This is a genomic window from Enterobacter cloacae complex sp. 2022EL-00788 (assembly GCF_026627565.1).
GTDB lineage: Bacteria > Pseudomonadota > Gammaproteobacteria > Enterobacterales > Enterobacteriaceae > Enterobacter > Enterobacter pasteurii.
On record NZ_JAPNMC010000007.1, the window covers coordinates 194,797 to 214,400 of the forward strand.

The following is a 19,604-nucleotide window of genomic DNA, read 5'->3' on the forward strand; positions in this document are numbered from 1 at the left end:
AATGCAATCAGAAGAACGCCTGCGTTTTCGCGACGCGATGGCCAGCCTGTCGGCGGCGGTCAACGTCATCACCACCGAGGGCGAGGCCGGTCGCTGCGGCATTACCGCCACCGCCGTCTGTTCCGTTACGGACACGCCGCCGTCGCTGATGGTGTGCATCAACGCCAGCAGCGCCATGAACCCGGTCTTTCAGGGCAACGGCAAGCTGTGCGTTAACGTGCTGAACCACGAGCAGGAGATCATGGCCCGCCACTTTGCCGGGATGACGGGCATGGCAATGGAGGAGCGCTTTGCCCTCTCCTGCTGGCAGAAAGGCCCGCTGGCGCAGCCGGTACTGAAAGGGGCGCTGGCAAGCCTGGAAGGGGAGATAGCCCAGGTGCAAACTATCGGAACCCATCTGGTTTACCTCGTTGAAATTAAGAACATCATCCTCAGCGGCGAGGGGCACGGCCTGATCTACTTCAGGCGCCGTTTCCATCCGGTGATGCTGGAGATGGAAGCCGCGGTGTAATGCCGTTGCGCAAAAAACGCTGAGGTTCCGCACGGGTGTGGACGGCCACGCCCGGCAGTGCTGGATTATTCTTAGTGATCTCAATCACATATTTCCCTCCACTGAGGGCGAGTCCTGACCACTCGCCCTCGCTTTTGACCGCTCACGCATCGCTTTCAACCACTCACCCATTTACCGTCCTTTACGCGCGCGAGGATCTGGCACGATCGCTCCAGCATTAATCAATACCTCCTCACAACGAACCCTGACCCTTTTTTCTTTACATAAAAAACCAGGTCTTACTATGGATACTAAAAAACTACTGAAGCACGTGCCCTGGGCCTTACTCGGGATCCTCGGCGCTTTCTGTCTGGCGGTTGTCGCATTACGCCGGGGCGAGCACGTAAGCGCCCTGTGGATCGTGGTCGCGTCGGTTTCCGTCTACCTTGTGGCTTATCGCTACTACAGCTTATACATTGCGCAGAAGGTCATGAAGCTCGACCCGACGCGTGCCACCCCGGCGGTCATTAACAATGACGGCCTGAACTACGTGCCAACCAACCGCTACGTGCTGTTTGGCCACCACTTTGCCGCCATTGCAGGCGCTGGCCCGCTGGTCGGCCCGGTGCTGGCCGCGCAGATGGGCTACCTGCCGGGTACGCTCTGGCTGCTGGCGGGCGTGGTGCTGGCGGGGGCGGTGCAGGACTTTATGGTGCTGTTTATCTCCTCGCGCCGTAACGGCTCGTCGCTGGGTGAGATGATCAAAGAAGAGATGGGCCGCGTGCCGGGCACTATCGCCCTGTTTGGCTGCTTCCTGATTATGATCATCATCCTGGCGGTGCTGGCGTTAATCGTGGTGAAAGCGCTGGCCGAAAGCCCGTGGGGCGTCTTTACCGTCTGCTCTACCGTACCGATTGCGCTGTTCATGGGCATTTACATGCGCTTCCTGCGCCCTGGCCGCGTGGGGGAGGTGTCGGTTATCGGTATCGTGCTGCTGGTCGCCTCTATCTACTTCGGCGGCGTGATTGCGCACGACCCGTACTGGGGCCCGGCGCTGACCTTCAAGGACACCACCATCACCTTCGCGCTGATCGGTTACGCGTTCATCTCTGCCCTTCTGCCGGTGTGGCTGATTCTGGCACCGCGCGACTACCTGGCGACCTTCCTGAAAATCGGCGTAATCGTCGGGCTGGCAATCGGTATTGTGATCATCAACCCGGAGCTGAAAATGCCGGCGGTGACCCAGTACATTGACGGCACCGGCCCGCTGTGGAAAGGCGCCCTGTTCCCGTTCCTGTTTATTACTATCGCCTGCGGCGCCGTGTCTGGCTTCCACGCGCTGATCGCCTCCGGCACCACGCCGAAGCTGATGGCCAACGAAACCGACGCGCGCTTCATCGGTTACGGCGCGATGCTGATGGAGTCCTTCGTGGCGATCATGGCGCTGGTTGCGGCATCTATTATCGAGCCAGGCCTGTACTTCGCGATGAACACGCCGCCGGCGGGTCTGGGCATCACCATGCCAAACCTGCATGAAATGGGCGGCGAAAATACCGCAATGATTATGGCCCAGCTGAAAGAGGCCAGCGTACACGCGGCGGCGACCGTCAGCTCCTGGGGCTTTGTGATCTCGCCTGAGCAGATCATGCAGACCGCGAAAGACATCGGCGAACCGTCCGTGCTGAACCGCGCAGGTGGCGCACCGACGCTGGCGGTGGGTATCGCTCACGTGTTCCATAAAGTGCTGCCGTGGGCGGACATGGGCTTCTGGTACCACTTCGGTATTCTGTTCGAAGCGCTGTTCATCCTCACCGCGCTGGATGCCGGTACCCGCGCGGGCCGCTTCATGCTGCAGGACCTGCTGGGTAACTTCGTGCCGTTCCTGAAGAAAACCGACTCTCTGGTGGCGGGCGTTCTCGGTACGGCGGGCTGCGTCGGCCTGTGGGGCTACCTGCTGTATCAGGGCGTTGTTGACCCGCTCGGCGGCGTTAAGAGCCTGTGGCCGCTGTTCGGCATCTCTAACCAGATGCTGGCGGCAGTGGCGCTGGTGCTTGGTACCGTTGTGCTGGTGAAGATGAAGCGCACCAAATACATCTGGGTCACCGTGGTGCCTGCACTGTGGCTGCTGCTCTGCACCACCTGGGCGCTGGGTCTGAAGCTGTTCAGCAGCAACCCGCAGCTGGAAGGCTTCTTCTACATGGCTAACCAGTACAAGGAGAAGATCGCCGCAGGCGGCGCGGATCTGACCGCGCAGCAGGTTGCCAACATGAACCATATCGTGGTGAACAACTACACCAACGCGGGCCTGAGCATTCTGTTCCTGGTGGTGGTGTACAGCATCATCTTCTACGGCATCAAAACCTGGATGAAGGTGCGTAACGCTGATGGTCGTACGGATAAAGAGACCCCGTACGTGCCGGTGCCGGAAGGCGGCGTGAAGACCTCTTCCCACCATTAATCTACTAATACCCCTCACCCCAGCCCTCTCCCCATAGGGGAGAGGGTGTAAAAGTTCCCTCTCCCCTATGGGGAGAGGGTTAGGGTGAGGGGCTTTTCCTGTCTGGAATCCACAATGTTTGGTAACTTAGGCGAAGCAAAAAAATACCTCGGTCAGGCGGCGAAAATGCTGATTGGCATTCCGGACTATGACAACTACGTTGAGCATATGAAGACCAACCATCCGGATAAGCCGTACAAGACCTACACCGAATTCTTCCGCGAGCGTCAGGAAGCGCGCTACGGCGGAAGTGGAGAAGGCGGCGTCCGCTGCTGCTAAAGGAGAGACCATGACCCCGATTGCCGTTACCCTGCTGACCGGTTTTCTCGGCGCCGGTAAAACCACCCTGCTGCGCCACATTCTGAACGAGCAGCACGGCTTTAAAATCGCCGTCATTGAAAACGAGTTCGGCGAAGTCTCCGTTGACGACCAGCTGATTGGCGATCGCGCCACCCAGATCAAAACCCTGACCAACGACTGTATCTGCTGCACCCGCTCCAGCGAGCTGGAAAACGCCCTGCTGGACCTGCTCGACAGCCGCGATCGCGGTGAAATCGACTTTGACCGTCTGGTGATCGAGTGCACCGGCATGGCCGACCCTGGCCCGATCGTTCAGACCTTTTTCTCCCACGATATTCTTTGCCAGCGCTACCTGCTGGACGGCGTCATCGCCCTGGTTGATGCGGCCCACGCCGACGAGCAGATGAACCAGTTCACCATCGCCCAGTCCCAGGTGGGCTACGCCGACCGCATCCTGCTGACCAAAACCGACGTGGCGGGCGACAGCGTTAAGCTGCGCGAGCGCCTGACGCGCATTAACTCCCGCGCGCCGATTTACACCGTGACGCACGGCGATATCGACCTGTCCCGGCTGTTCAACACTAACGGCTTTATGCTGGAAGAGAATATCACCGCGAAACCGCGCTTCCACTTTATGTCCGACAAGCAAAACGACGTGGCGTCGATCGTGGTAGAGCTGGACTACCCGGTAGATATCGGCGAGGTCTCCCGCGTGATGGAGAACCTGCTGCTGTCGTTTGCGGATAAGCTGCTGCGCTATAAGGGCATGCTGTGGATCGACGGCGAACCAAACCGCCTGCTGTTCCAGGGCGTGCAGCGCCTCTACAGCGCCGACTGGGACCGTCCGTGGGGCGAGGAAACGCCGCACAGCGTGATGGTGTTTATTGGAATCCAGCTGCCGGAAGAAGAAATTCGGGCGGCGTTTGCGGGGCTGAAGAAATAACCTCTCCGTTTAACTACGCGCACCGAACAATCCCCTCTCCCTTTGGGAGAGGGTTAGGGTGAGGGGTAAGAGATAAACTTATTTCAACGCCTGCGGCAGCGTCACAATCCACAGCTCGCTGTCTGATTCCGGTTTCTTCAGCGGCTTCACGCTGAGCGTGGTTTCCACCGGCTTATCATCCAGCGTCAGCGCACCCTGCGCGTTCACCCGATAGTCCTTGAGCTTTTTGCCCTCCACCGGGTTTTGCATCGCCACCTTCACGCCAAAGTCGTTATCGTTCGCCACCGCCAGCGTTTTACCGTCAATCAGCGCCAGTCCTTCGGCCTTTTCCTGCTGCCAGCCCAGCGCGCGCAGGTCGACCACCTGCGTTTTTTTAGCAAGCGTAATGCCGCGCTGCGCCAGCGTTTTCGCGTCATCAAACTCCGGGTACTCGCCAGGCCTGTCGAACGCCGTCAGGTCGCTCGCGTTGCGCAAATCGACCCTGTAGATGAGGTTGCGCATCGCGTCGTTTTTATCTTCGCCCTGTTCAATCAGCAGGACAGAGTGGTCATCCAGCGCCACGATGTCGCCAATTTTGGCGTCGCTGTTCTTACCGTAAACGTCACTGTCGACGGGGTAGCCGTACATCGCGGTTTTGCCGGTCGCCGGATCGAAGCTCACCAGACGCGTAAACAGCGCCTGCTTTTTGCTCTTACCGTCGATATCCAGCGTGCTTTGCACGGCGGCGATAATACGCCCGTCCGGCATCCGGGTTAGCCCTTCAAAGCCCCGGTTGGCCTGACGCCATTTGATAACGTTGGGCAAACCGCCCGCAATGGATTTCTCCCCTTCTGCCGCCTGCGGGCCGTGGATCGCCAGAATTTTACCCTTGCTGTCGACGTTGATCAGGAAAGGGCCGTACTCGTCGCAAAGCCAGTAACCGCCCTTCCCGTCCGGCGTGATGCCTTCCGTATCCAGCCCGCGGTTGTCGCCCTTGAGCACCTTTAAAGCGTCGCTGAACGCCACTTCATTGGTCGAGCCAATCACGCCGTTTTCCAGCGGCAGGCCGTTAATCTCGCCTTTATCGTCATGCAGCGGGCGCGCATCCACGGCCTCCGCTTTGCCGTTTTGCACGCGAATCGTCATCAGCAGCGGGGCGAAATCCGGCGTCACGAAGATCTTGGCGTCGTTTTTCCCCACCTTTGGCGAATCCGCATTGGGACCGCGATCGGTTACGGTCGCGAAGGTCAGGGTATCGCCCTGCCTGCCGGTGAACAGCAAGCCTGAGCCAATCCCCACCGGAAGCCCGTTCGGAAACGCGCCGGCAAACGCACCGCTGTATTTTACGTGCGAGCCGTCGGGAAAGCTGACGACGTAGCGCTCAGCGGTTGGCTGTGCCGCCAGGCCAGAGAAAGAGAGCGCACAGCCGATAAGCACAGGAATGATTTTTCTTTTCATATTGTTAGCATCCATAAAGTAAAGCCAACAACGTAATGAAGAAACGTGTCAGAAAAATGACATCGCGAGCGCACGGATCCGCCCGAAAGGGTGTATATCAATCACCAGAAATGTAAACCTCTGTCTTTATCTGTGACAGTTGAAATACTTTTGGAAATTATTAGAAACTCAATTAATTCACCCTGAATGACTATTTGCGCCTCGTTCATTCACCGTTTAGCCAGAAATATAAACTGTACCTAAACGCGAATTTATTCCGCATTGACGACAGGCCAAATAAACATTCATGCAACATTTAAGTTTCAATAAACATACATAATCAGCATAAAACCGCGATATGCATCACATTTGCAGTCATAAACATCGCTTGTTAAGGTGCCCTCAGATTAATTTGATGACGAGGGCATACTCATGAAAAAACTTAACGTTCTGATCCTTTCCGCACTGACCGCCGTATCGGGCTCCGCGCTGGCCATGGGCGGCAGCATCGAGCAGGGTAAAAACTTTACCAACCTGAACGTGGAAATGGGTAAATCCACCTCCGGTCTGTACACCGAAGGCAACTGGCTGAAAAACACCGATGACGGCACCCAGACCGGCGGCGTGGGCGCAGGCTACAACGTCGAAGTCGGCCCGGTGATGCTGAACGCTGGCGCGAAGGCTATCTACATCGGCCCGAAAAAAGGCGATAACGGCGTGGCGTTCCCAGTCGGCGGCGGCGTGAACGTTGCTCTGACCGACAGCATCCGCGTGTTTGGTGAAGGTTACGTTGCGCCGGACGGCCTGAACAACAGCGTGAAGAACTACGTTGAAGCCAACGGCGGCGTTAGCTGGACTCCGATCAAACCGGTAACGCTGAAGGTGGGCTACCGCCACGTGAGCGTTGACGGTAAAGACGGCCGTCCAAACCACACGCTGATCGACGGCGCCTACGTGGGCGGTGGAGTGAGTTTCTGATGAAACCCCGCATAGCCGCGCTTTGTGTTTTAAGCATCACGGTCATGCTTGCCGGTTGTGTCCAGTACAAATGGGTTAAGCCTGGCGTCAGTGATGCTGAGATGAATAAGAAGCTTACGGAATGCGAAGCGCAGGCGCTTATCGATCTGCCCCCGGATAACGTCGTGACCGGTTCAAGCTCGGAAAAAACGGACAAGAAGCATAAGAAAAAGGATGTTTCAACGAGCTACACGGTGGAAGACGCGAATGAATATCGCCGGGATACGCTCGTTGACAGCTGCATGTTCAAAAGCGGCTGGGACAAGATTGAAGTGCAATAAATTTCCTGAAAAAAACCTGCCGGATGGCAGGTTTTTTTATTACCGCGTTACTTGCGCACCACCACCAGCTTCTGGTTCACAAACTCTTTGATCCCCAGATCCGACAGCTCGCGTCCGTAGCCGGAACGCTTCACGCCGCCGAACGGCAGCTCGGGCGCGGTGTCGGTGAGCCAGTTGATGTAGACCATCCCCGTCTCAATGCGCGACGCCATCTTCTTCGCCCGCTCGATGTCCTGGCTGAATACCGCCCCGCCCAGACCGTAGTGGGAGTCGTTCGCCAGGGCGACCGCCTCGTCGTCATTTTTCACCACATAGATCTGCGCCACCGGGCCGAAGAACTCTTCGAAATACGCCGGGTTGTCGCGCGAGATGTGGGTCAGGATCGTTGGTTCGAAGAAGCTCCCGTCGCCCTGTACCGGCCTGCCGCCGTAGTGCAGCGTCGCCCCGTTTTTCACCGCTTCGTCGACCTGTTTAGCCAGCGTTTCAAGCGCGTCTTTAGACGATAGCGGCCCCAGCGTAGTGCTTTCATCCAGCGGATCGCCAATCTTCACCTGCTTAAACGCCTCGGTGAATTTGCTCAGGAACGCGTCGGCAATGTTTTCGTGCAGGATAAAGCGCTTCGCCGCGGTACAGACCTGTCCGGCATTGTTGAGCCGCGCGCTAACGCCTGTCTTCACGGCTTTCTCCAGGTCGGCATCGTCCAGCACCACGAACACGTCGTTACCGCCCAGTTCGAGGGTCGATTTTTTAATGTGCTTCGCTGCCTGCGCTGCCACCACGCTCCCCGCTTTTTCGGAACCCGTGAGCGCAGCCCCCTGTACGCGATCGTCGGCGATAATGTTCGCCACCTGTTCAGACGAGATAAACAGGTTGGTCCACGCCCCTTCCGGCGCGCCCGCTTCACGCACCAGCTGCGCAAAGGTCTCGGCACAGTGCGGTACGATGCTGGCGTGCTTGGCCAGAACCGGGTTACCCGCCGCCAGGTTTGGCGCCAGAACGCGCATCAGCTGGTAATACGGGAAGTTCCACGGCTCGACGGCCATCACCACACCGATGGGGTGATGTTCAACCCACGCTTCCCCGAGTTCGGACTGATACTTCACCGGGGCAAGGAACTGCTTCGCGTTGTCGGCGTAATAGCGGGCGATTTGCGCGCACAGCTTCACTTCGCCACGGCTTTGTTCGATGAGCTTACCCATCTCCTGGCTGGCAATCTTCGCCAGATCCTCCGCGCGCTCGTCAATCAGATCGGCCAGCTTATGCAGCACCGGCAGACGCTGGCTTATATCGCCCTTCGCCCAGTCGGAGTGATAGAGCGCATCGGCTGCCTTCAGCGCCGCCTCAACGTCTGCGTCAGTGTGGGAGGGATATTCTTTGACGAGCTGGTTAGTGGCAGGATTTACTGTCTGGTAAGCCATATCGAATCTCCTTGTTTTACCGCTTAGGGTTTTAAGCGTAGTCAAAATGACTGGCGATGGAGGTAAAGTTGGGTATATACGGAGGGTTCTTAGTGGGGCACGGGCATGGTATAAAAAACATACCCGACAGGAGCGCCTATGACCCATACCCGACACGTCCGACAGAACTTTAACCGCATTCCGGGCCTTGAGCTGCGCAGCACGTGGCAGAGCACCGTGGCGTATAAACGTCATTGTCATCCCCAGCTCTCGATTGGTGCGATAGTGGAAGGCCAGACCTGCTGCGTGTGTCATGACAGAGAGTACATCCTTCATCCCGGGGACCTCATTGCGATCCCGGCCTATGCGCCGCACAGCTGCAATCCCGTCGCCGGGCAACCGCGCAGCTACCATATGCTCTATATCGACACGGACTTTCCGCTGGCAGAACAGGTCATTCGCGACCGCACGCTATTTGCGCTTTACCTGAACGTTGTTGAGAACATGTCGGCTAATTCCCTGAACGCGCTGATATCTGCCCTTCCGCGCTGCGCCAGCCGCACGGGTGAGCTACGTTCAACCAGCCAGCACGTTCAGCAGGCTTTGCTTTCCGACCTTGCCGCACCGCCCTCGCTTGATGACCTTGCCCAACGCTTCTCGCTCCGCAAGGAGACGCTGATCCGCACCTTCAGGCAGGACACCGGCCTGACGCCGGGCAGCTTTCTCAACATTTCCCGCGTGGAGTACGCCAAAGCGCGGCTGCGCGCCGGGGACGATATCGCCGACGTTGGCTATCAGAGCGGCTTTGCCGACCAGAGCCATTTCCACAAGACCTTCGTCAGCTATACCGCCGCCACGCCGCGCCAGTACGCCACGGGCCGATCAATATCAGACAATAATCAGGATAAGTAACATCGTAAGGTGGCCTCAGTTAATGCAACGAGGTCACTATGGAAACGTTCTTCCCTTCCGCTTTTCTCGCCCTGGCGCTGGCGCATTTTGTTGCCCTGCTAAGCCCGGGTCCCGATTTTTTCCTGCTGGTGGGCTACGCGGCGCGCTACCGGCTGCGCGGCAGCGCTGGACTGTGCTTCGGCATCGCCGCGGGCAACGGGGTGTACATCCTGTTGGTGATCCTCGGCTGGAGCGCGCTGCGCCAGTTTACGTGGCTGTTTACCCTTATCGAGCTTTGCGGGGCGCTGTACCTGCTGTGGATAGGCTCGCACCTGGTGCGCAGCCGCCCGCAAGCGCTGGTGCTGAATGAAACCCATCAGCGCTTTCCCTCGCTGCGCAAGCAGATCCTGCTGGGGCTCGGCTCGGCGCTGTTAAATCCGAAGAACGCCCTGTTCTATCTGGCGCTGATGACGGCGCTGCTGGGGCCGAACGTCACGCTTCTTCAGCAGTCGACCTGCGGCGTCTGGATGGTGATGGTGGTGCTGGCGTGGGATCTGGCGCTGGTGTCGCTGATGGGGCTACCCGCGGTGCAGCAGAAGCTCAGCCGCTCGCTGTGGCTGATTGAGCGCACGGCAGGGGTAGTGCTGATGGCGTTTGGCGGGTGGGTGCTGTGGCGGCTGCTATCAAATAGTGTTTTGCCTATATAGAATTCAACGCCTTCATTGCCTTACAAAATAAGTGACTTAGCTATTAGTATTTCTTCCCTGACGTGGCAAGCTAAAGTCACAGCAATCGTTAAGGGAACAACGTGAAAAATTACAAAGTCATCACGCCACTTTTTCCAACCTACGCGCAGGTTCAGGCAATGATGAAAGCCGTCTCCGGCTATTCAGTGAATTCCGTACGTAACATGATCAATGCAATACAGGAACAAACCGGCACGCCGCAAAAGCCGGTCGACTGGTCCGAACCCGATATGTGGATCAACGAACGCCTGAAAGGCGAAGATGCCGAGATCGCGCTGAAAATCTGGAACCAGGATAACCACATCCTCAATCCCCGTCATAGTTACGGTAGCTATTTGTTTCTAAACTCTTCTGTCTTCGAACTGATGGAAACGACGTCGAAAGATACATGGGAACCCACCCAGCGCGGGCATCAATTCCTGAATGATGATGACACCACACTACGCGCGCTGGACGATAAAGAAGGGTTGCTGCAACTTCTTGAACTGCTGGCGGGACGTGAAATGTCCCGTCGTGCTGACTTACTCCCGGAATGGCAGGCTTTTTTACATCAGCATTCAAAGTTCGCTTCAACCAGTTCTGTCAAAAGCACCCTCTACTCGAGACTCTATAACCTGATCGATCGCGATATGGTCGCCCGGGAAGGGATGAGTTACTACATCACCGATAGAGGCCGGGCATGGCTGGCGAATGCCTTACCAGCCCGCAAAGCCGATCCGCGAAAAGAACTTCTGGAAGCTGTTAAGCGCTACAACCAGCAGCAAAAAGAGCAGCTTCGCGAACAAATCAGCACCATGAATCCCTACAAGTTTGAGCATTTGATTGGTCAACTTCTGGAGGCAATGGGTTATGAACAGGTGGAAGTGACCAAAGCGTCGGGCGATAAGGGTGTCGACGTCGTCGGCAGAGTACAGGTGGGCATTACTACCATCACGGAAGTAGTGCAGGTTAAGCGTATGCAGAGCAACATAACCCGTCCTGTTATCGACCAGTTACGTGGTGCATTGCCTTATCACAGCGCGATCCGGGGCATGCTCATCACCACGGGCCGCTTTGCCGGGAACTGTGAAAAAGCGGCTCTGCATCCCGGAGCGGCTCCTATTACCCTGATTGATGGTGACCGTCTCCTTGAACTGCTGATAGAGAATAATGTCGGCATACGTCGCAGCAATGCGATCGAACTGCTGGACGTGGACATGCAGCTTTTTGATGAACTGGAAGAGGGATTAAAAGGCGAAATTTAGCGTCTTAATCGCTACAATAGACGCCAAATTTTTCCTGATTGAGTTCATCATGGCTAAAAAGACTAAGCAAAGAAAGGCTTTGAAGACATTTTATGGGATACCGCGAACCAGCTTCGCGGTAGCGTTGAATCCTCCGAGTACAAGCATGTGGTACTGAGCCTCGTGTTCCTGAAATTTATTAGTGATAAATTTGAGTCTCATCGTAAGAAAATGTTCGCCGATGAAGAGCAAAAATGTTGCAACGGTAAAAAAATTAGCTGGAATGATTTTTTCTATGATGAAGATCGCTATCCCGTCCTTTTTAAAAAAGCTGATAAAATTACGCATCCTGTCGCAATTCTTATAACTGTTAAAGATGCACAGAAACACATTAATACTGAAAAAAGTAATTTCTACTCACTCAAGGGAGAGTTATGTACACTGGAGCATGAGGATAAAAGCAAAGAGTTTTTCGCTCCTGGTTTAACCTGTAACGATTCTACCTTTTTTGAAAAACTCGAAGCTAAAGACGAGATTATAGTTATCGGTAAAGTACGTCCAATAATAAAACAATGGAGTAAAGGGAAAATCTTTAAAAACTTAAATATTAATGTTTTCAATAAAAAACAAATTACACGGTTAAAAGATTGAATTACAGCAGAGATTTTCCCCCGGCTACGGGAAACTGTCTCTCTCCCGTAGCCAGTTAATCAAGCCCCTAATCGATAATCCCAGTCGTCCGAATGGATAACATTACCGTCACGGTAATGCCAGGTAATCTTTTCATAACGAAGCGAAACAAGCTCAAGATGCCCTTGTTTTTCATGGTAAGTATCTTTCACGTCATGCATCACTGAAAATACCGTAACGACCTTCACCGCTTCCAGCATTATCGTAAAATAGGTTTCTTCTTGCCCGGCATCATTGATTCTATACAGGTCGATAGCCGCTTTCCTGAGCGTGCCACCCGTGCTCAATGCTTTGTACAGGTGAACGCTAGAGGCATCAATTTCCTTCTCGATTAGAAATGGACGATGCTGCCGCTTGCTTAACGCTCTGCCATTATGCAGATCAGAGTTATAGCTTACGTTATGATAGAGGCCTAAAACCTCAATCTGATTTTCACGATCTTTAACTCTCACGCTGCCTTTTATGATATTACCCACTTCGTCAGTTAATGACATATATCCTGGAATGGCCATTTAAATATCCTTATCGAATGGAACAGAGTGTTCAATGGTTTCGATCATAACGGCGAGACATCTTTTACCCTCTGTGGTTTTAACCTTAAACATCTCTCTTATTGAATCGACAAAAAGCTTATTGCTCTCTGCTTCCGTCTTCGGGAAATTAGCGAAAGCACAGATTTGGTCAATAGAGAGCAACGGTTTATCGTCTTTTAAGATTGCCAACACACCCGCTGGATTATGTGGAATAGCTTCAGAAAGCGCCGCCTTTAGATCTTCAGCCGTACTGGCATCCACACCAGGTTCAAGTGCACTCGCTACGGCTAACCATGCACGGGAACCTTTACTTATCTCCGGGATGACAAGATTCCACCATTCCGACTCACCGCTATCATTTGAATCCAGTTCCGTTACAACTGAACTGGCACCTTTATCATTTATCATTTGCAAAATCTGTTCAGGTCCATGGCCCTTAGCAAATAAATACATGGGGAAAAAGATAAATACAATGAGGTATTTCATCACCTCACCACCAGTATTGTGTCACCTGAATCATAAATCATATGTCGTTTATCCTGACCGTTCATAATGATGCAGCCTGCAGATGCTGACCCCGGTGGTTGGCCTTTCTTATCGCCATGGATTTGAAAATGATTCCTACCAAAAGTATTGGTCCCCGCTATAGGTTCAAGGATAATTGCCTCTGCGCTTTTGTGATTATTCCACCCGGCAATAAAATAAATACCTCTTGGTATAGGGCCTCTGTTTCGTTGTCGTTCGCATTCTGGTTTATCTTTCGATTCGCCAGCACCGCTGTAGCAGTTAGCAACAAACTCGCCATTGTGACTTAATACCCCTGTTGATACTTTGTATTCCCATGTCATTAATAACCCCTCCTTTCACGAATAGTTCTTTATCTTATGACTAACAAGAGAGTTAAAATTACCTCAACGGTCACAAAATCTTATGCCCAGGAATAGAGGAGCACAAAAAACATAGAAAAATTAATAATAAATAATTTCAATGCATATTTTTTTAATATAATAGCGACCTGTTTACTCAAAGAAGACATCTTCCTCCCTTAACGCCAGCTTTGCACTTTTGGTTCACTTACCTCTATCCTTAACCCATGGAAAAAATAGCTGAACTCAAACGCGCCAAGCTGCTGGCGCTGTCGCTGCTGCTGATTGCCGTCGCGGCGTTTATCACCACCCTCTTCCTGCCGCAAACCTTCTGGGTGCGCGGCGTGAAGGCCATTGCCGAGGCGGCGATGGTCGGCGCGCTGGCGGACTGGTTCGCGGTTGTCGCGCTGTTTCGCCGGGTGCCCATTCCGTTTATCTCGCGCCATACGGCGATTATTCCGCGCAATAAGGACCGTATCGGCGATAACCTCGGCCAGTTCGTGCAGGAGAAGTTTCTCGACACGCAGTCCCTTGTTGCCCTCATCCGTCGCTATGAGCCCGCGCAGATGATTGGCACCTGGTTCAGCCAGCCCGATAACGCCCGGCGCGTGGGGCAGCATCTGGTGCAGGTGATGAGCGGTTTTCTGGAACTGACCGACGACGGTCGCATTCAGCGCCTGCTCAAGCGCGCGGTGCATAAGGCTATCGACAAGGTCGATTTAACCGAAACCAGCGCCGTCATGCTGGAGAGCATGACCAAAAACAACCGCCATCAGGTGCTGCTGGACGCCATCATTAACCGGCTGATTACCCTGATCCAGCGGGAAAGCACGCGGGAATTTATTTCCGACCAGATCGTCCACTGGCTTAAGACCGAGCATCCGCGCAAGGCGATGGTGCTGCCCACCGAGTGGCTGGGCGACCAGAGCGCCGAGATGGTGTCAAACGCGGTAAATACCCTGCTGGACGACATCAGCCACGATCGCACGCACCAGATCCGTCAGGCGTTCGACCGCGCCACCATCAGGCTCATCGACAATCTGAAAAACGATCCGGAGATGACGGCAAAAGCCGAAAACATTAAGCACTACCTGAAAAATGACGAGGCCTTTAACCGCTATCTGGGGGAGATGTGGGCCGACCTGCGCCAGTGGCTGAAAAATGACATGCAGAGCGACGACTCCCGCGTGAAGCAGCGCATCGCCAGCGCCGGGCTGTGGTTTGGCGAAACGCTGACCAACGACGCCAGCCTGCGCGCGTCCCTGAACGAACATCTGGAGCAGGCCGCGCACCGCGTGGCGCCGGATTTCGCCGCGTTCCTGACGCGACATATCAGCGACACGGTGAAAAGCTGGGACGCCAAAGACATGTCGCGTCAGATTGAGCTCAACATCGGTAAAGATCTTCAGTTCATTCGCGTTAACGGCACCCTGGTGGGCGGGACGATCGGTCTGATCCTGTTTCTGCTCTCGCAGCTGCCCGCCGTGCTGGGGCATTAATCCGCTTTTGGCGGCGCGATAACGTAGCGCGTCGCCTCGAAGCGGTTGAGGATCAGGTGCACCAGAAAGACCATCGTCAGCGTGACCACCAGCGCGAAGGTGACGGAGGTGATGCGGTACAGATCGCTGAACACCAGGTCGCTGTCCGGGTGCATGTTCTGCCCGAACATAATGCCGATGGTGGTAATACTGGCGAAGCCCACCCCGGCACCCACCTTCTCCATCACGTGCAGACGCGCGCCAAAGGCCAGCCCAAGGCCAATCAGCGGCATCATCAGCAGCATGTGGCTGCTGTGATCGTACAGAATAAGCTGGACGACAAGGATATAAAGACACCCCAGCACCACGCCGACCACGCGCCAGATGGAGCTGATCACCGAGCCGCGATAGTGCATCGGGAACAGGATCAGAATGCCCGCCATCAGCGCCGACAGGGAATCGCTTAAATCGCTAATCTGAAACACCACGAAAATCAGCGTCGCCACGGTGCCGGAGAGCAGCGACTCGTGGCGCACGCGGGCGTCGTTTTTCTCGATCAGCGGCGGCGGCTTGCGCGGCTCAACGTCCGGCAGCAGGTAATTCATCAGCGCGCTCAGGCACACCGCCATCACGCTCGCTTCAATGTTGGAGAATAAAAGCGTGTGCCAGCTGGTCGTGGGATAGCTCATAAAGTTGAGCATCACGCTCTGGCACACCACCCCCATCGAACCGAACAGGAACAGCGGCCCCTTGCTCATAAAGCGAAACCGCATCACGTACAGGGCAAATACCACCAGCGTCATGATGACCGGCCACTGCGACAGATAGCCGATGATAAGCACCATCTCCACGCAGTTTAGCGAAGCGCTGAACACAAACTGCTTCGCCACGTGGCGGTTAAACACCGGCACCAGCGACAGCAGCATGATCGGATAAACCACAAAAAACACGCCGTAGCTGGTGTTGTAAAAGCTCGACACGCTGAGCGCAATCATCCCGGCAAAGACGATGCGCAGGGTCTGGCGAAAGTCGTTTGCCGTGTAGACGATGTTGCCGTGCGGGGTAAAGACCCGCGCCAGAGTGCTAATAGACATAGTGAAGCAGGCTCACCAGATGAATTTGCATCCCGGAGAAGAAGCGCGCAAACGGCCCTTCGCTGTTGTAGAGCTGAACGGTGGCGCGCGCGCCGGTCGGCAGCGGCTTCGGTATGGCCTCGTCCAGCGCCACGTGAATGCGCATACGCTGAGCGTCACGCACCCAGCGGTTGGAGGTTTCGGGCTGTGACAGCTGGCCGTTAACGGCCTCCTGTCCGGCGAGGATCCCCGCGTCGCTGCTGGTGACGTGGGCGCGGAACACCTGCCCCGGGAAGGCGTCAAACACCACGGCGGCATCGGTGCCCTGGTGGGTATGGCGCAGGCTCTTCTCGCGGAAATCGGCCACGATATCCGTCTGCGTGTTCACCAGGGCCAGCGCGGCCGAACCGGACGAGGCGTAAAATCCGGGGCTCAACTGCAGGTTACTGACCGTACCGTCCGCCCCGGCGTAGACCTTCGTCCAGCCCAGATTCAGCTCCGCCTCCTCCAGCGCGTTGCGGTATTTTTGCAGCGTCACGTTGCGGTGCTCATCCCGCTCCCCGCGCTGAATGCGCAGGTTATGGATGTTGGCCTGAATTGCGCTGACGGACTGCTCGCTGCTCTGCCAGGCGGTGCGGACTTTGTCCAGATCCGCCTGCGAAACGTTCTGCATGGTGCTCAGCTTCCGGTAGCGGTCGAAGGTCACCTTATCGTTACGCGCCGTCAGCACGGCGGTTTTCAGGCTGGCCTGCGCGGCGGCAATCTGCGCGTCCAGCTGCTCGTTAGACAGGCGGGCCTGCTCCAGCGCGATGCGCGCCGCGTCGACCCGGTTGCGAAACGGCGTGTCGTCGAGTTCAAACAGCAGATCGCCTCTCTTCACCTGGCTGTTGTTATGGACATGGACCGCCGCCACATAGCCGGAGACGCGCGCCGACACCGGCGTCACCACGCGCATCACGGTGGAGTCCGGCGTCAGCGGGATCCAGATATCCGCGACGATAAAGTAGACAAACATCAGCAGGAAAGAGGCAATACTCACCCTTACCCAGCGGGCAAACTTTTGTTCAGGAGTCATTATTTTTCGGTCTTGTTATCTTCTTCGCGGATTGTCCGCAAATTGCAGGCGATTTGATTTAACGTGGCGCTGAAAATATCGATATGTTCCGGCGCGATGTTTTGCGATACGCGCGCCTGAAGCGTCTCGATCACCCGAGTGAGCCGTTGAAGAATGGCCTTTCCTTCAGGCGTCAGCGTCAGCAGCCGGATGCGCCTGTCGTATGGCGAGACGGTGCGCAGCAGGTAGCCCTGCTTTTCCAGCTGCGTCAGCGTGCGCATCAGCGGGGGCAGTTCAATACCCTGCACCTCCGCCAGCTCGCTGACCGAGACGTTATCCCCAAGCTGATGAAGCTGCATCATCACCGTCCAGCTCGACTGGGTTAACCCGGTGTCGAGAATGGCGTCGTCGATCACCGCGCGCCACTGGCGCACGATCATCGCCATCCGCATGCCCATCGGCCTGCGGCTAAACAGATCGTCTTCACTCATGGGGAGTTCCTCTCGTATTACCCCACCACGATAATAGTTATCAGGGTAAGTATCAAGAAACGAGAATCTAAAGCGCAGGAATTGCGAAAGGCTGTCTGCTCCTCCCTGAGGGTGAGGGGATCGGGCCGCAATGGCGTTTAGCGGCTAAAGTACTTCCTGACGGCCGCCTTCCCTGCGCCCGTAACCACTACCTCCCTGTATCCCGCCACCCGCTGGATCCAGCCCTTGCTTTCCAGATGCATGAGCAGCGCCGCCCCCGCCTCTCCGCCCAGATGAAACCGCCGCTCGCTCCAGTCCAGGCAGGCGCAGCAGGCTTTCCGGCGCGGATGCGCGCTTAACGGAACGCCGAGCTTCAGGAACTGCTCCCGGCCATACAGCGTCAGCGCGGAGCCGTCCGCCTCAAGCCAGCCTTCCGCCTTCATGAACTCATAGATCTGCACCGCCACCGTTCCGGCAAGATGGTCGTAGCAGGTCCTGGCTTCACGCAGGGCTTTTGGCGCGGAGGTTTCCGGCGGCGTAATGCGGCTCCAGGAGAGCCCCATCATCTGCTCGACCAGCGCCGCCACGTCGTGCCCCACCAGACGATAATAGCGATGCCGTCCCTGCGACAGGCAGGTAATCAGCCTTCCTTCCACCAGCCGGGCGAGGTGCCCGCTGGCGGTCGACGGCGCCACGTCGGCGGCAGCGCTCAGCTCCGTGGCGGTCCAGGCCCGTCCGTCCATCAGCGCGCAGAGCATCTTCACGCGCGACGGATCGGCCATGGCTGCCGCCACCGCGGCAATGGCCCGCTCCAGCGCCGCGCTGCCGTCAGGAGGTAAGCTCGTCTTTAACATTCGTTGCCCAGGGTTCGGTGATCTCTGCGGCCAGCTTATCATCATCCGTCAGCAGAATAAGGTGATTCGCATGGTCGCTGTACTGGGTAAGGACAGACACGCCCCGTGCGGCCAGCGCGGCCGCCAGCTCGCCCAGCTCGCCGGGTCGCTCCTGCTTAAGTTTTCTGATTACCGGTTTAAGTATGGCCAGCACGGTAAACCCACCCTCAGCCAGCACGCGGCGGGCTTTTTCACCATCCTCCACCAGAAAATGAGCATCGGTGCCGAATACGCCGCCGCCTTCCAGCCCCACGCCGTTGCGCCCCAGAAGTTGCCCAAAGCGCGCCAGCTCGCCGGGAACAGCGTTAAACACGACATGAACGTCATACATCCGCGTACCCTCCGGTTTCGGAGGCGTACTCCCGCGTGACCTGCGCCACCCGAATACGGTAGTACGCAAAAATCGACTCCCGCCCTTCGGCCTGCGCGGCCTGATGAAAGACGTTCTGCTTCCAGCTGCGGACAGCCGCTTCATCCCGCCACCAGGAGAGCGAGAGGATTTTGCCGTCGGTGGTCAGGCTCTGGAAACGTTCGATATCGATAAACCCGTCGATACCCGCCAGCAGCGGCTTGAGCTCAGCGGCCAGCTGCAGGTAACGCGCCTGATGGACGGGGTTGGCTTTGGCTTCGAAAAGGACTGCGATCATGGTTGTCTCTCCGTTGTGAGGTTACGAAGAGCATGCGGGAACAGAATGGGCGATGCTTCGGCAGGGAGCGAAATGTGGTGGCACGGCGCTTATCGGTCTACGGCAGGCCCGGTAAGCGCCGCGTTATTGTGATTATTCCAGGTTAGCCTTGTTCAGCCCGTAAGCCGCATCCAGCGAGCCGGGCGCCATGCGCGACGTAATGCCCAGACGGTTCCAGGCGTTGATCGCTGCGATGGCGAAGTTCAGCTCCGAAATCTCCACGTCCGAGAAGTGCTCCGCCACGCTGCGGTACAACGCGTCGCTCACCCCATGTACGCCAATCTGGGTCAGCGCTTCGGTGAAGGCCAGTGCGGCTTTCTCGCGGGCGCTGAACAGCGGGGATTCGCGCCAGGCCGCCAGATGGTACAGGCGCAGCTCGCGCTCGCCGGCGATTTTTGCCTCTTTCGAGTGCATGTCCAGGCAGAAGGTACAGCCGTTCAGCTGCGACACGCGAATGTCGATCAGGTGCTTCAGCGCCGGGTCGATGGAGGTTTTCGCCACCTCCATGCTCAGGGCGGAGAGGGCGTTGGCGAGGGCAGGTGTGGCTTTATGGTGGTTTACGCGGGTGCTCATTGTCTTTCCTCTGTATTGTGCGGTTTATGTCGCGCGATGAGGCAAATCTACGCCGTTCATGACATAGTAAAAAGATACAAAAAGCGT

General features: G+C 56.3%; 23 protein-coding genes and 1 pseudogene. 12 read left to right on the forward strand and 12 right to left on the reverse strand.

What is annotated here, in order from left to right; all coding sequences use genetic code 11:
- The first annotated feature begins 1 nt into the window (after nt 1).
- From OWK27_RS13315 to yjiA, 4 genes are all read left to right on the forward strand, one after another.
- Nucleotides 2-511, forward strand: a complete 510-nt coding sequence (locus OWK27_RS13315) for a 4-hydroxyphenylacetate 3-monooxygenase reductase subunit (RefSeq protein WP_148422047.1) — start codon at nt 2-4, stop codon at nt 509-511.
- A 283-nt stretch (nt 512-794) separates the two neighbouring features.
- Complete coding sequence (locus OWK27_RS13320; protein ID WP_148422049.1) at nt 795-2,948, forward strand: carbon starvation CstA family protein; 2,154 nt, start codon at nt 795-797, stop codon at nt 2,946-2,948.
- 114 nt (nt 2,949-3,062) lie between these two features.
- Nucleotides 3,063-3,266, forward strand: coding sequence for a YbdD/YjiX family protein (locus tag OWK27_RS13325; RefSeq protein WP_267590542.1), 204 nt, complete (start codon nt 3,063-3,065; stop codon nt 3,264-3,266).
- Between the two features lie 10 nt (nt 3,267-3,276).
- Complete coding sequence (gene yjiA, locus OWK27_RS13330) at nt 3,277-4,230, forward strand: GTPase (protein WP_267590543.1); 954 nt, start codon at nt 3,277-3,279, stop codon at nt 4,228-4,230.
- 78 nt (nt 4,231-4,308) lie between these two features.
- Here the strand turns inward: yjiA and OWK27_RS13335 are convergent, their stop codons facing one another.
- Nucleotides 4,309-5,667, reverse strand: a complete 1,359-nt coding sequence (locus tag OWK27_RS13335; RefSeq protein WP_267590544.1) for an esterase-like activity of phytase family protein — start codon at nt 5,665-5,667, stop codon at nt 4,309-4,311.
- 411 nt (nt 5,668-6,078) lie between these two features.
- On the opposite strand from OWK27_RS13335, the gene OWK27_RS13340 reads away from it, so the two are divergent.
- Together OWK27_RS13340 and OWK27_RS13345 are read left to right on the forward strand one after the other, a co-directional pair.
- Nucleotides 6,079-6,624 carry a YfaZ family outer membrane protein gene (locus OWK27_RS13340; RefSeq protein WP_176608792.1) on the forward strand — a complete coding sequence of 182 codons (546 nt, stop codon included), beginning with the start codon at nt 6,079-6,081 and terminating at the stop codon, nt 6,622-6,624.
- Nucleotides 6,624-6,944, forward strand: coding sequence for a hypothetical protein (locus OWK27_RS13345; RefSeq protein WP_148422055.1), 321 nt, complete (start codon nt 6,624-6,626; stop codon nt 6,942-6,944). The genes OWK27_RS13340 and OWK27_RS13345 overlap by 1 nt, the downstream gene beginning before the upstream one ends.
- 47 nt (nt 6,945-6,991) lie before the next feature.
- On the opposite strand, the gene OWK27_RS13350 is transcribed toward OWK27_RS13345, so the two are convergent.
- Complete coding sequence (locus tag OWK27_RS13350; RefSeq protein ID WP_267590545.1) at nt 6,992-8,362, reverse strand: NAD-dependent succinate-semialdehyde dehydrogenase; 1,371 nt, start codon at nt 8,360-8,362, stop codon at nt 6,992-6,994.
- Nucleotides 8,363-8,500: 138 nt separating this feature from the next.
- Here OWK27_RS13350 and OWK27_RS13355 point away from each other — a divergent pair, with 138 nt between their 5' ends.
- The 5 genes and pseudogenes from OWK27_RS13355 (at nt 8,501) to OWK27_RS13370 (ending at nt 11,852) form a co-directional block, all read left to right on the forward strand.
- Nucleotides 8,501-9,253: an AraC family transcriptional regulator gene (locus tag OWK27_RS13355; protein ID WP_252004636.1), complete on the forward strand. Its 753-nt coding sequence runs from the start codon at nt 8,501-8,503 to the stop codon at nt 9,251-9,253.
- A gap of 38 nt (nt 9,254-9,291) precedes the next feature.
- Complete coding sequence (locus OWK27_RS13360; protein WP_267590546.1) at nt 9,292-9,939, forward strand: LysE family translocator; 648 nt, start codon at nt 9,292-9,294, stop codon at nt 9,937-9,939.
- Between the two features lie 101 nt (nt 9,940-10,040).
- Nucleotides 10,041-11,222, forward strand: coding sequence for a restriction endonuclease (locus tag OWK27_RS13365; RefSeq protein ID WP_267590547.1), 1,182 nt, complete (start codon nt 10,041-10,043; stop codon nt 11,220-11,222).
- 87 nt (nt 11,223-11,309) lie between these two features.
- Nucleotides 11,310-11,453: pseudogene (locus tag OWK27_RS24370) on the forward strand (type I restriction-modification system subunit M N-terminal domain-containing protein); the annotation flags it as partial.
- Nucleotides 11,433-11,852: a hypothetical protein gene (locus tag OWK27_RS13370; RefSeq protein WP_420712961.1), complete on the forward strand. Its 420-nt coding sequence runs from the start codon at nt 11,433-11,435 to the stop codon at nt 11,850-11,852. The pseudogene OWK27_RS24370 and the gene OWK27_RS13370, both read left to right, overlap by 21 nt.
- Before the next feature lie 59 nt (nt 11,853-11,911).
- Here OWK27_RS13370 and tssD read toward each other — a convergent pair whose 3' ends face one another.
- Genes tssD through OWK27_RS13385 form a run of 3 tightly spaced genes read right to left on the reverse strand, consistent with a single transcriptional unit; the run spans nt 11,912 to nt 13,272 of the window.
- Nucleotides 11,912-12,403: a type VI secretion system tube protein TssD gene (gene tssD, locus OWK27_RS13375; RefSeq protein WP_193354801.1), complete on the reverse strand. Its 492-nt coding sequence runs from the start codon at nt 12,401-12,403 to the stop codon at nt 11,912-11,914.
- Nucleotides 12,404-12,910, reverse strand: a complete 507-nt coding sequence (locus OWK27_RS13380; RefSeq protein ID WP_252004633.1) for a hypothetical protein — start codon at nt 12,908-12,910, stop codon at nt 12,404-12,406.
- Nucleotides 12,910-13,272 carry a tlde1 domain-containing protein gene (locus OWK27_RS13385; protein ID WP_193354803.1) on the reverse strand — a complete coding sequence of 121 codons (363 nt, stop codon included), beginning with the start codon at nt 13,270-13,272 and terminating at the stop codon, nt 12,910-12,912. Before OWK27_RS13385 ends, OWK27_RS13380 begins: the two co-directional genes overlap by 1 nt.
- Before the next feature lie 245 nt (nt 13,273-13,517).
- Between OWK27_RS13385 and OWK27_RS13390 the strand changes: the two genes are divergently transcribed.
- Nucleotides 13,518-14,789: a DUF445 domain-containing protein gene (locus OWK27_RS13390; RefSeq protein ID WP_148422062.1), complete on the forward strand. Its 1,272-nt coding sequence runs from the start codon at nt 13,518-13,520 to the stop codon at nt 14,787-14,789.
- On the opposite strand, the gene OWK27_RS13395 is transcribed toward OWK27_RS13390, so the two are convergent.
- From OWK27_RS13395 to OWK27_RS13425, 7 genes are all read right to left on the reverse strand, one after another.
- A complete protein-coding gene (locus tag OWK27_RS13395; protein WP_148422064.1) occupies nt 14,786-15,862 on the reverse strand; it encodes a DUF2955 domain-containing protein in 1,077 nt (358 codons plus the stop codon). The two genes, OWK27_RS13390 and OWK27_RS13395, sit on opposite strands and share 4 nt — an antisense overlap.
- Complete coding sequence (locus OWK27_RS13400) at nt 15,852-16,919, reverse strand: HlyD family secretion protein (RefSeq protein WP_242174438.1); 1,068 nt, start codon at nt 16,917-16,919, stop codon at nt 15,852-15,854. The genes OWK27_RS13395 and OWK27_RS13400 overlap by 11 nt, the downstream gene beginning before the upstream one ends.
- Nucleotides 16,916-17,386 carry a MarR family winged helix-turn-helix transcriptional regulator gene (locus OWK27_RS13405; RefSeq protein ID WP_148422068.1) on the reverse strand — a complete coding sequence of 157 codons (471 nt, stop codon included), beginning with the start codon at nt 17,384-17,386 and terminating at the stop codon, nt 16,916-16,918. The genes OWK27_RS13400 and OWK27_RS13405 overlap by 4 nt, the downstream gene beginning before the upstream one ends.
- 137 nt (nt 17,387-17,523) lie before the next feature.
- On the reverse strand, nt 17,524-18,219 hold the full coding sequence (locus OWK27_RS13410; RefSeq protein ID WP_267590548.1) for an ArsR/SmtB family transcription factor: 696 nt from the start codon (nt 18,217-18,219) through the stop codon (nt 17,524-17,526).
- Nucleotides 18,194-18,589 carry an amino acid-binding protein gene (locus OWK27_RS13415; protein WP_267590549.1) on the reverse strand — a complete coding sequence of 132 codons (396 nt, stop codon included), beginning with the start codon at nt 18,587-18,589 and terminating at the stop codon, nt 18,194-18,196. Before OWK27_RS13415 ends, OWK27_RS13410 begins: the two co-directional genes overlap by 26 nt.
- On the reverse strand, nt 18,582-18,905 hold the full coding sequence (locus OWK27_RS13420; protein WP_267590550.1) for an antibiotic biosynthesis monooxygenase family protein: 324 nt from the start codon (nt 18,903-18,905) through the stop codon (nt 18,582-18,584). The genes OWK27_RS13415 and OWK27_RS13420 overlap by 8 nt, the downstream gene beginning before the upstream one ends.
- A gap of 132 nt (nt 18,906-19,037) precedes the next feature.
- Nucleotides 19,038-19,517 carry a carboxymuconolactone decarboxylase family protein gene (locus OWK27_RS13425; RefSeq protein ID WP_176608798.1) on the reverse strand — a complete coding sequence of 160 codons (480 nt, stop codon included), beginning with the start codon at nt 19,515-19,517 and terminating at the stop codon, nt 19,038-19,040.
- Between the last annotated feature and the right edge of the window lie 87 nt (nt 19,518-19,604).

Bases quoted from the DNA above. Each gene is read 5' to 3' on its own strand.
- OWK27_RS13315 (WP_148422047.1), top strand. From the start codon at position 2: ATGCAATCAGAAGAACGCCTGCGTTTTCGCGACGCGATGGCCAGCCTG.
- OWK27_RS13320 (WP_148422049.1), top strand. From the start codon at position 795: ATGGATACTAAAAAACTACTGAAGCACGTGCCCTGGGCCTTACTCGGG.
- OWK27_RS13325 (WP_267590542.1), top strand. From the start codon at position 3,063: ATGTTTGGTAACTTAGGCGAAGCAAAAAAATACCTCGGTCAGGCGGCG.
- yjiA (WP_267590543.1), top strand. From the start codon at position 3,277: ATGACCCCGATTGCCGTTACCCTGCTGACCGGTTTTCTCGGCGCCGGT.
- OWK27_RS13335 (WP_267590544.1), bottom strand. From the start codon at position 5,667: ATGAAAAGAAAAATCATTCCTGTGCTTATCGGCTGTGCGCTCTCTTTC.
- OWK27_RS13340 (WP_176608792.1), top strand. From the start codon at position 6,079: ATGAAAAAACTTAACGTTCTGATCCTTTCCGCACTGACCGCCGTATCG.
- OWK27_RS13345 (WP_148422055.1), top strand. From the start codon at position 6,624: ATGAAACCCCGCATAGCCGCGCTTTGTGTTTTAAGCATCACGGTCATG.
- OWK27_RS13350 (WP_267590545.1), bottom strand. From the start codon at position 8,362: ATGGCTTACCAGACAGTAAATCCTGCCACTAACCAGCTCGTCAAAGAA.
- OWK27_RS13355 (WP_252004636.1), top strand. From the start codon at position 8,501: ATGACCCATACCCGACACGTCCGACAGAACTTTAACCGCATTCCGGGC.
- OWK27_RS13360 (WP_267590546.1), top strand. From the start codon at position 9,292: ATGGAAACGTTCTTCCCTTCCGCTTTTCTCGCCCTGGCGCTGGCGCAT.
- OWK27_RS13370 (WP_420712961.1), top strand. From the start codon at position 11,433: ATGTTCGCCGATGAAGAGCAAAAATGTTGCAACGGTAAAAAAATTAGC.
- tssD (WP_193354801.1), bottom strand. From the start codon at position 12,403: ATGGCCATTCCAGGATATATGTCATTAACTGACGAAGTGGGTAATATC.
- OWK27_RS13380 (WP_252004633.1), bottom strand. From the start codon at position 12,910: ATGAAATACCTCATTGTATTTATCTTTTTCCCCATGTATTTATTTGCT.
- OWK27_RS13385 (WP_193354803.1), bottom strand. From the start codon at position 13,272: ATGACATGGGAATACAAAGTATCAACAGGGGTATTAAGTCACAATGGC.
- OWK27_RS13390 (WP_148422062.1), top strand. From the start codon at position 13,518: ATGGAAAAAATAGCTGAACTCAAACGCGCCAAGCTGCTGGCGCTGTCG.
- OWK27_RS13395 (WP_148422064.1), bottom strand. From the start codon at position 15,862: ATGTCTATTAGCACTCTGGCGCGGGTCTTTACCCCGCACGGCAACATC.
- OWK27_RS13405 (WP_148422068.1), bottom strand. From the start codon at position 17,386: ATGAGTGAAGACGATCTGTTTAGCCGCAGGCCGATGGGCATGCGGATG.
- OWK27_RS13410 (WP_267590548.1), bottom strand. From the start codon at position 18,219: ATGTTAAAGACGAGCTTACCTCCTGACGGCAGCGCGGCGCTGGAGCGG.
- OWK27_RS13415 (WP_267590549.1), bottom strand. From the start codon at position 18,589: ATGTATGACGTTCATGTCGTGTTTAACGCTGTTCCCGGCGAGCTGGCG.
- OWK27_RS13420 (WP_267590550.1), bottom strand. From the start codon at position 18,905: ATGATCGCAGTCCTTTTCGAAGCCAAAGCCAACCCCGTCCATCAGGCG.
- OWK27_RS13425 (WP_176608798.1), bottom strand. From the start codon at position 19,517: ATGAGCACCCGCGTAAACCACCATAAAGCCACACCTGCCCTCGCCAAC.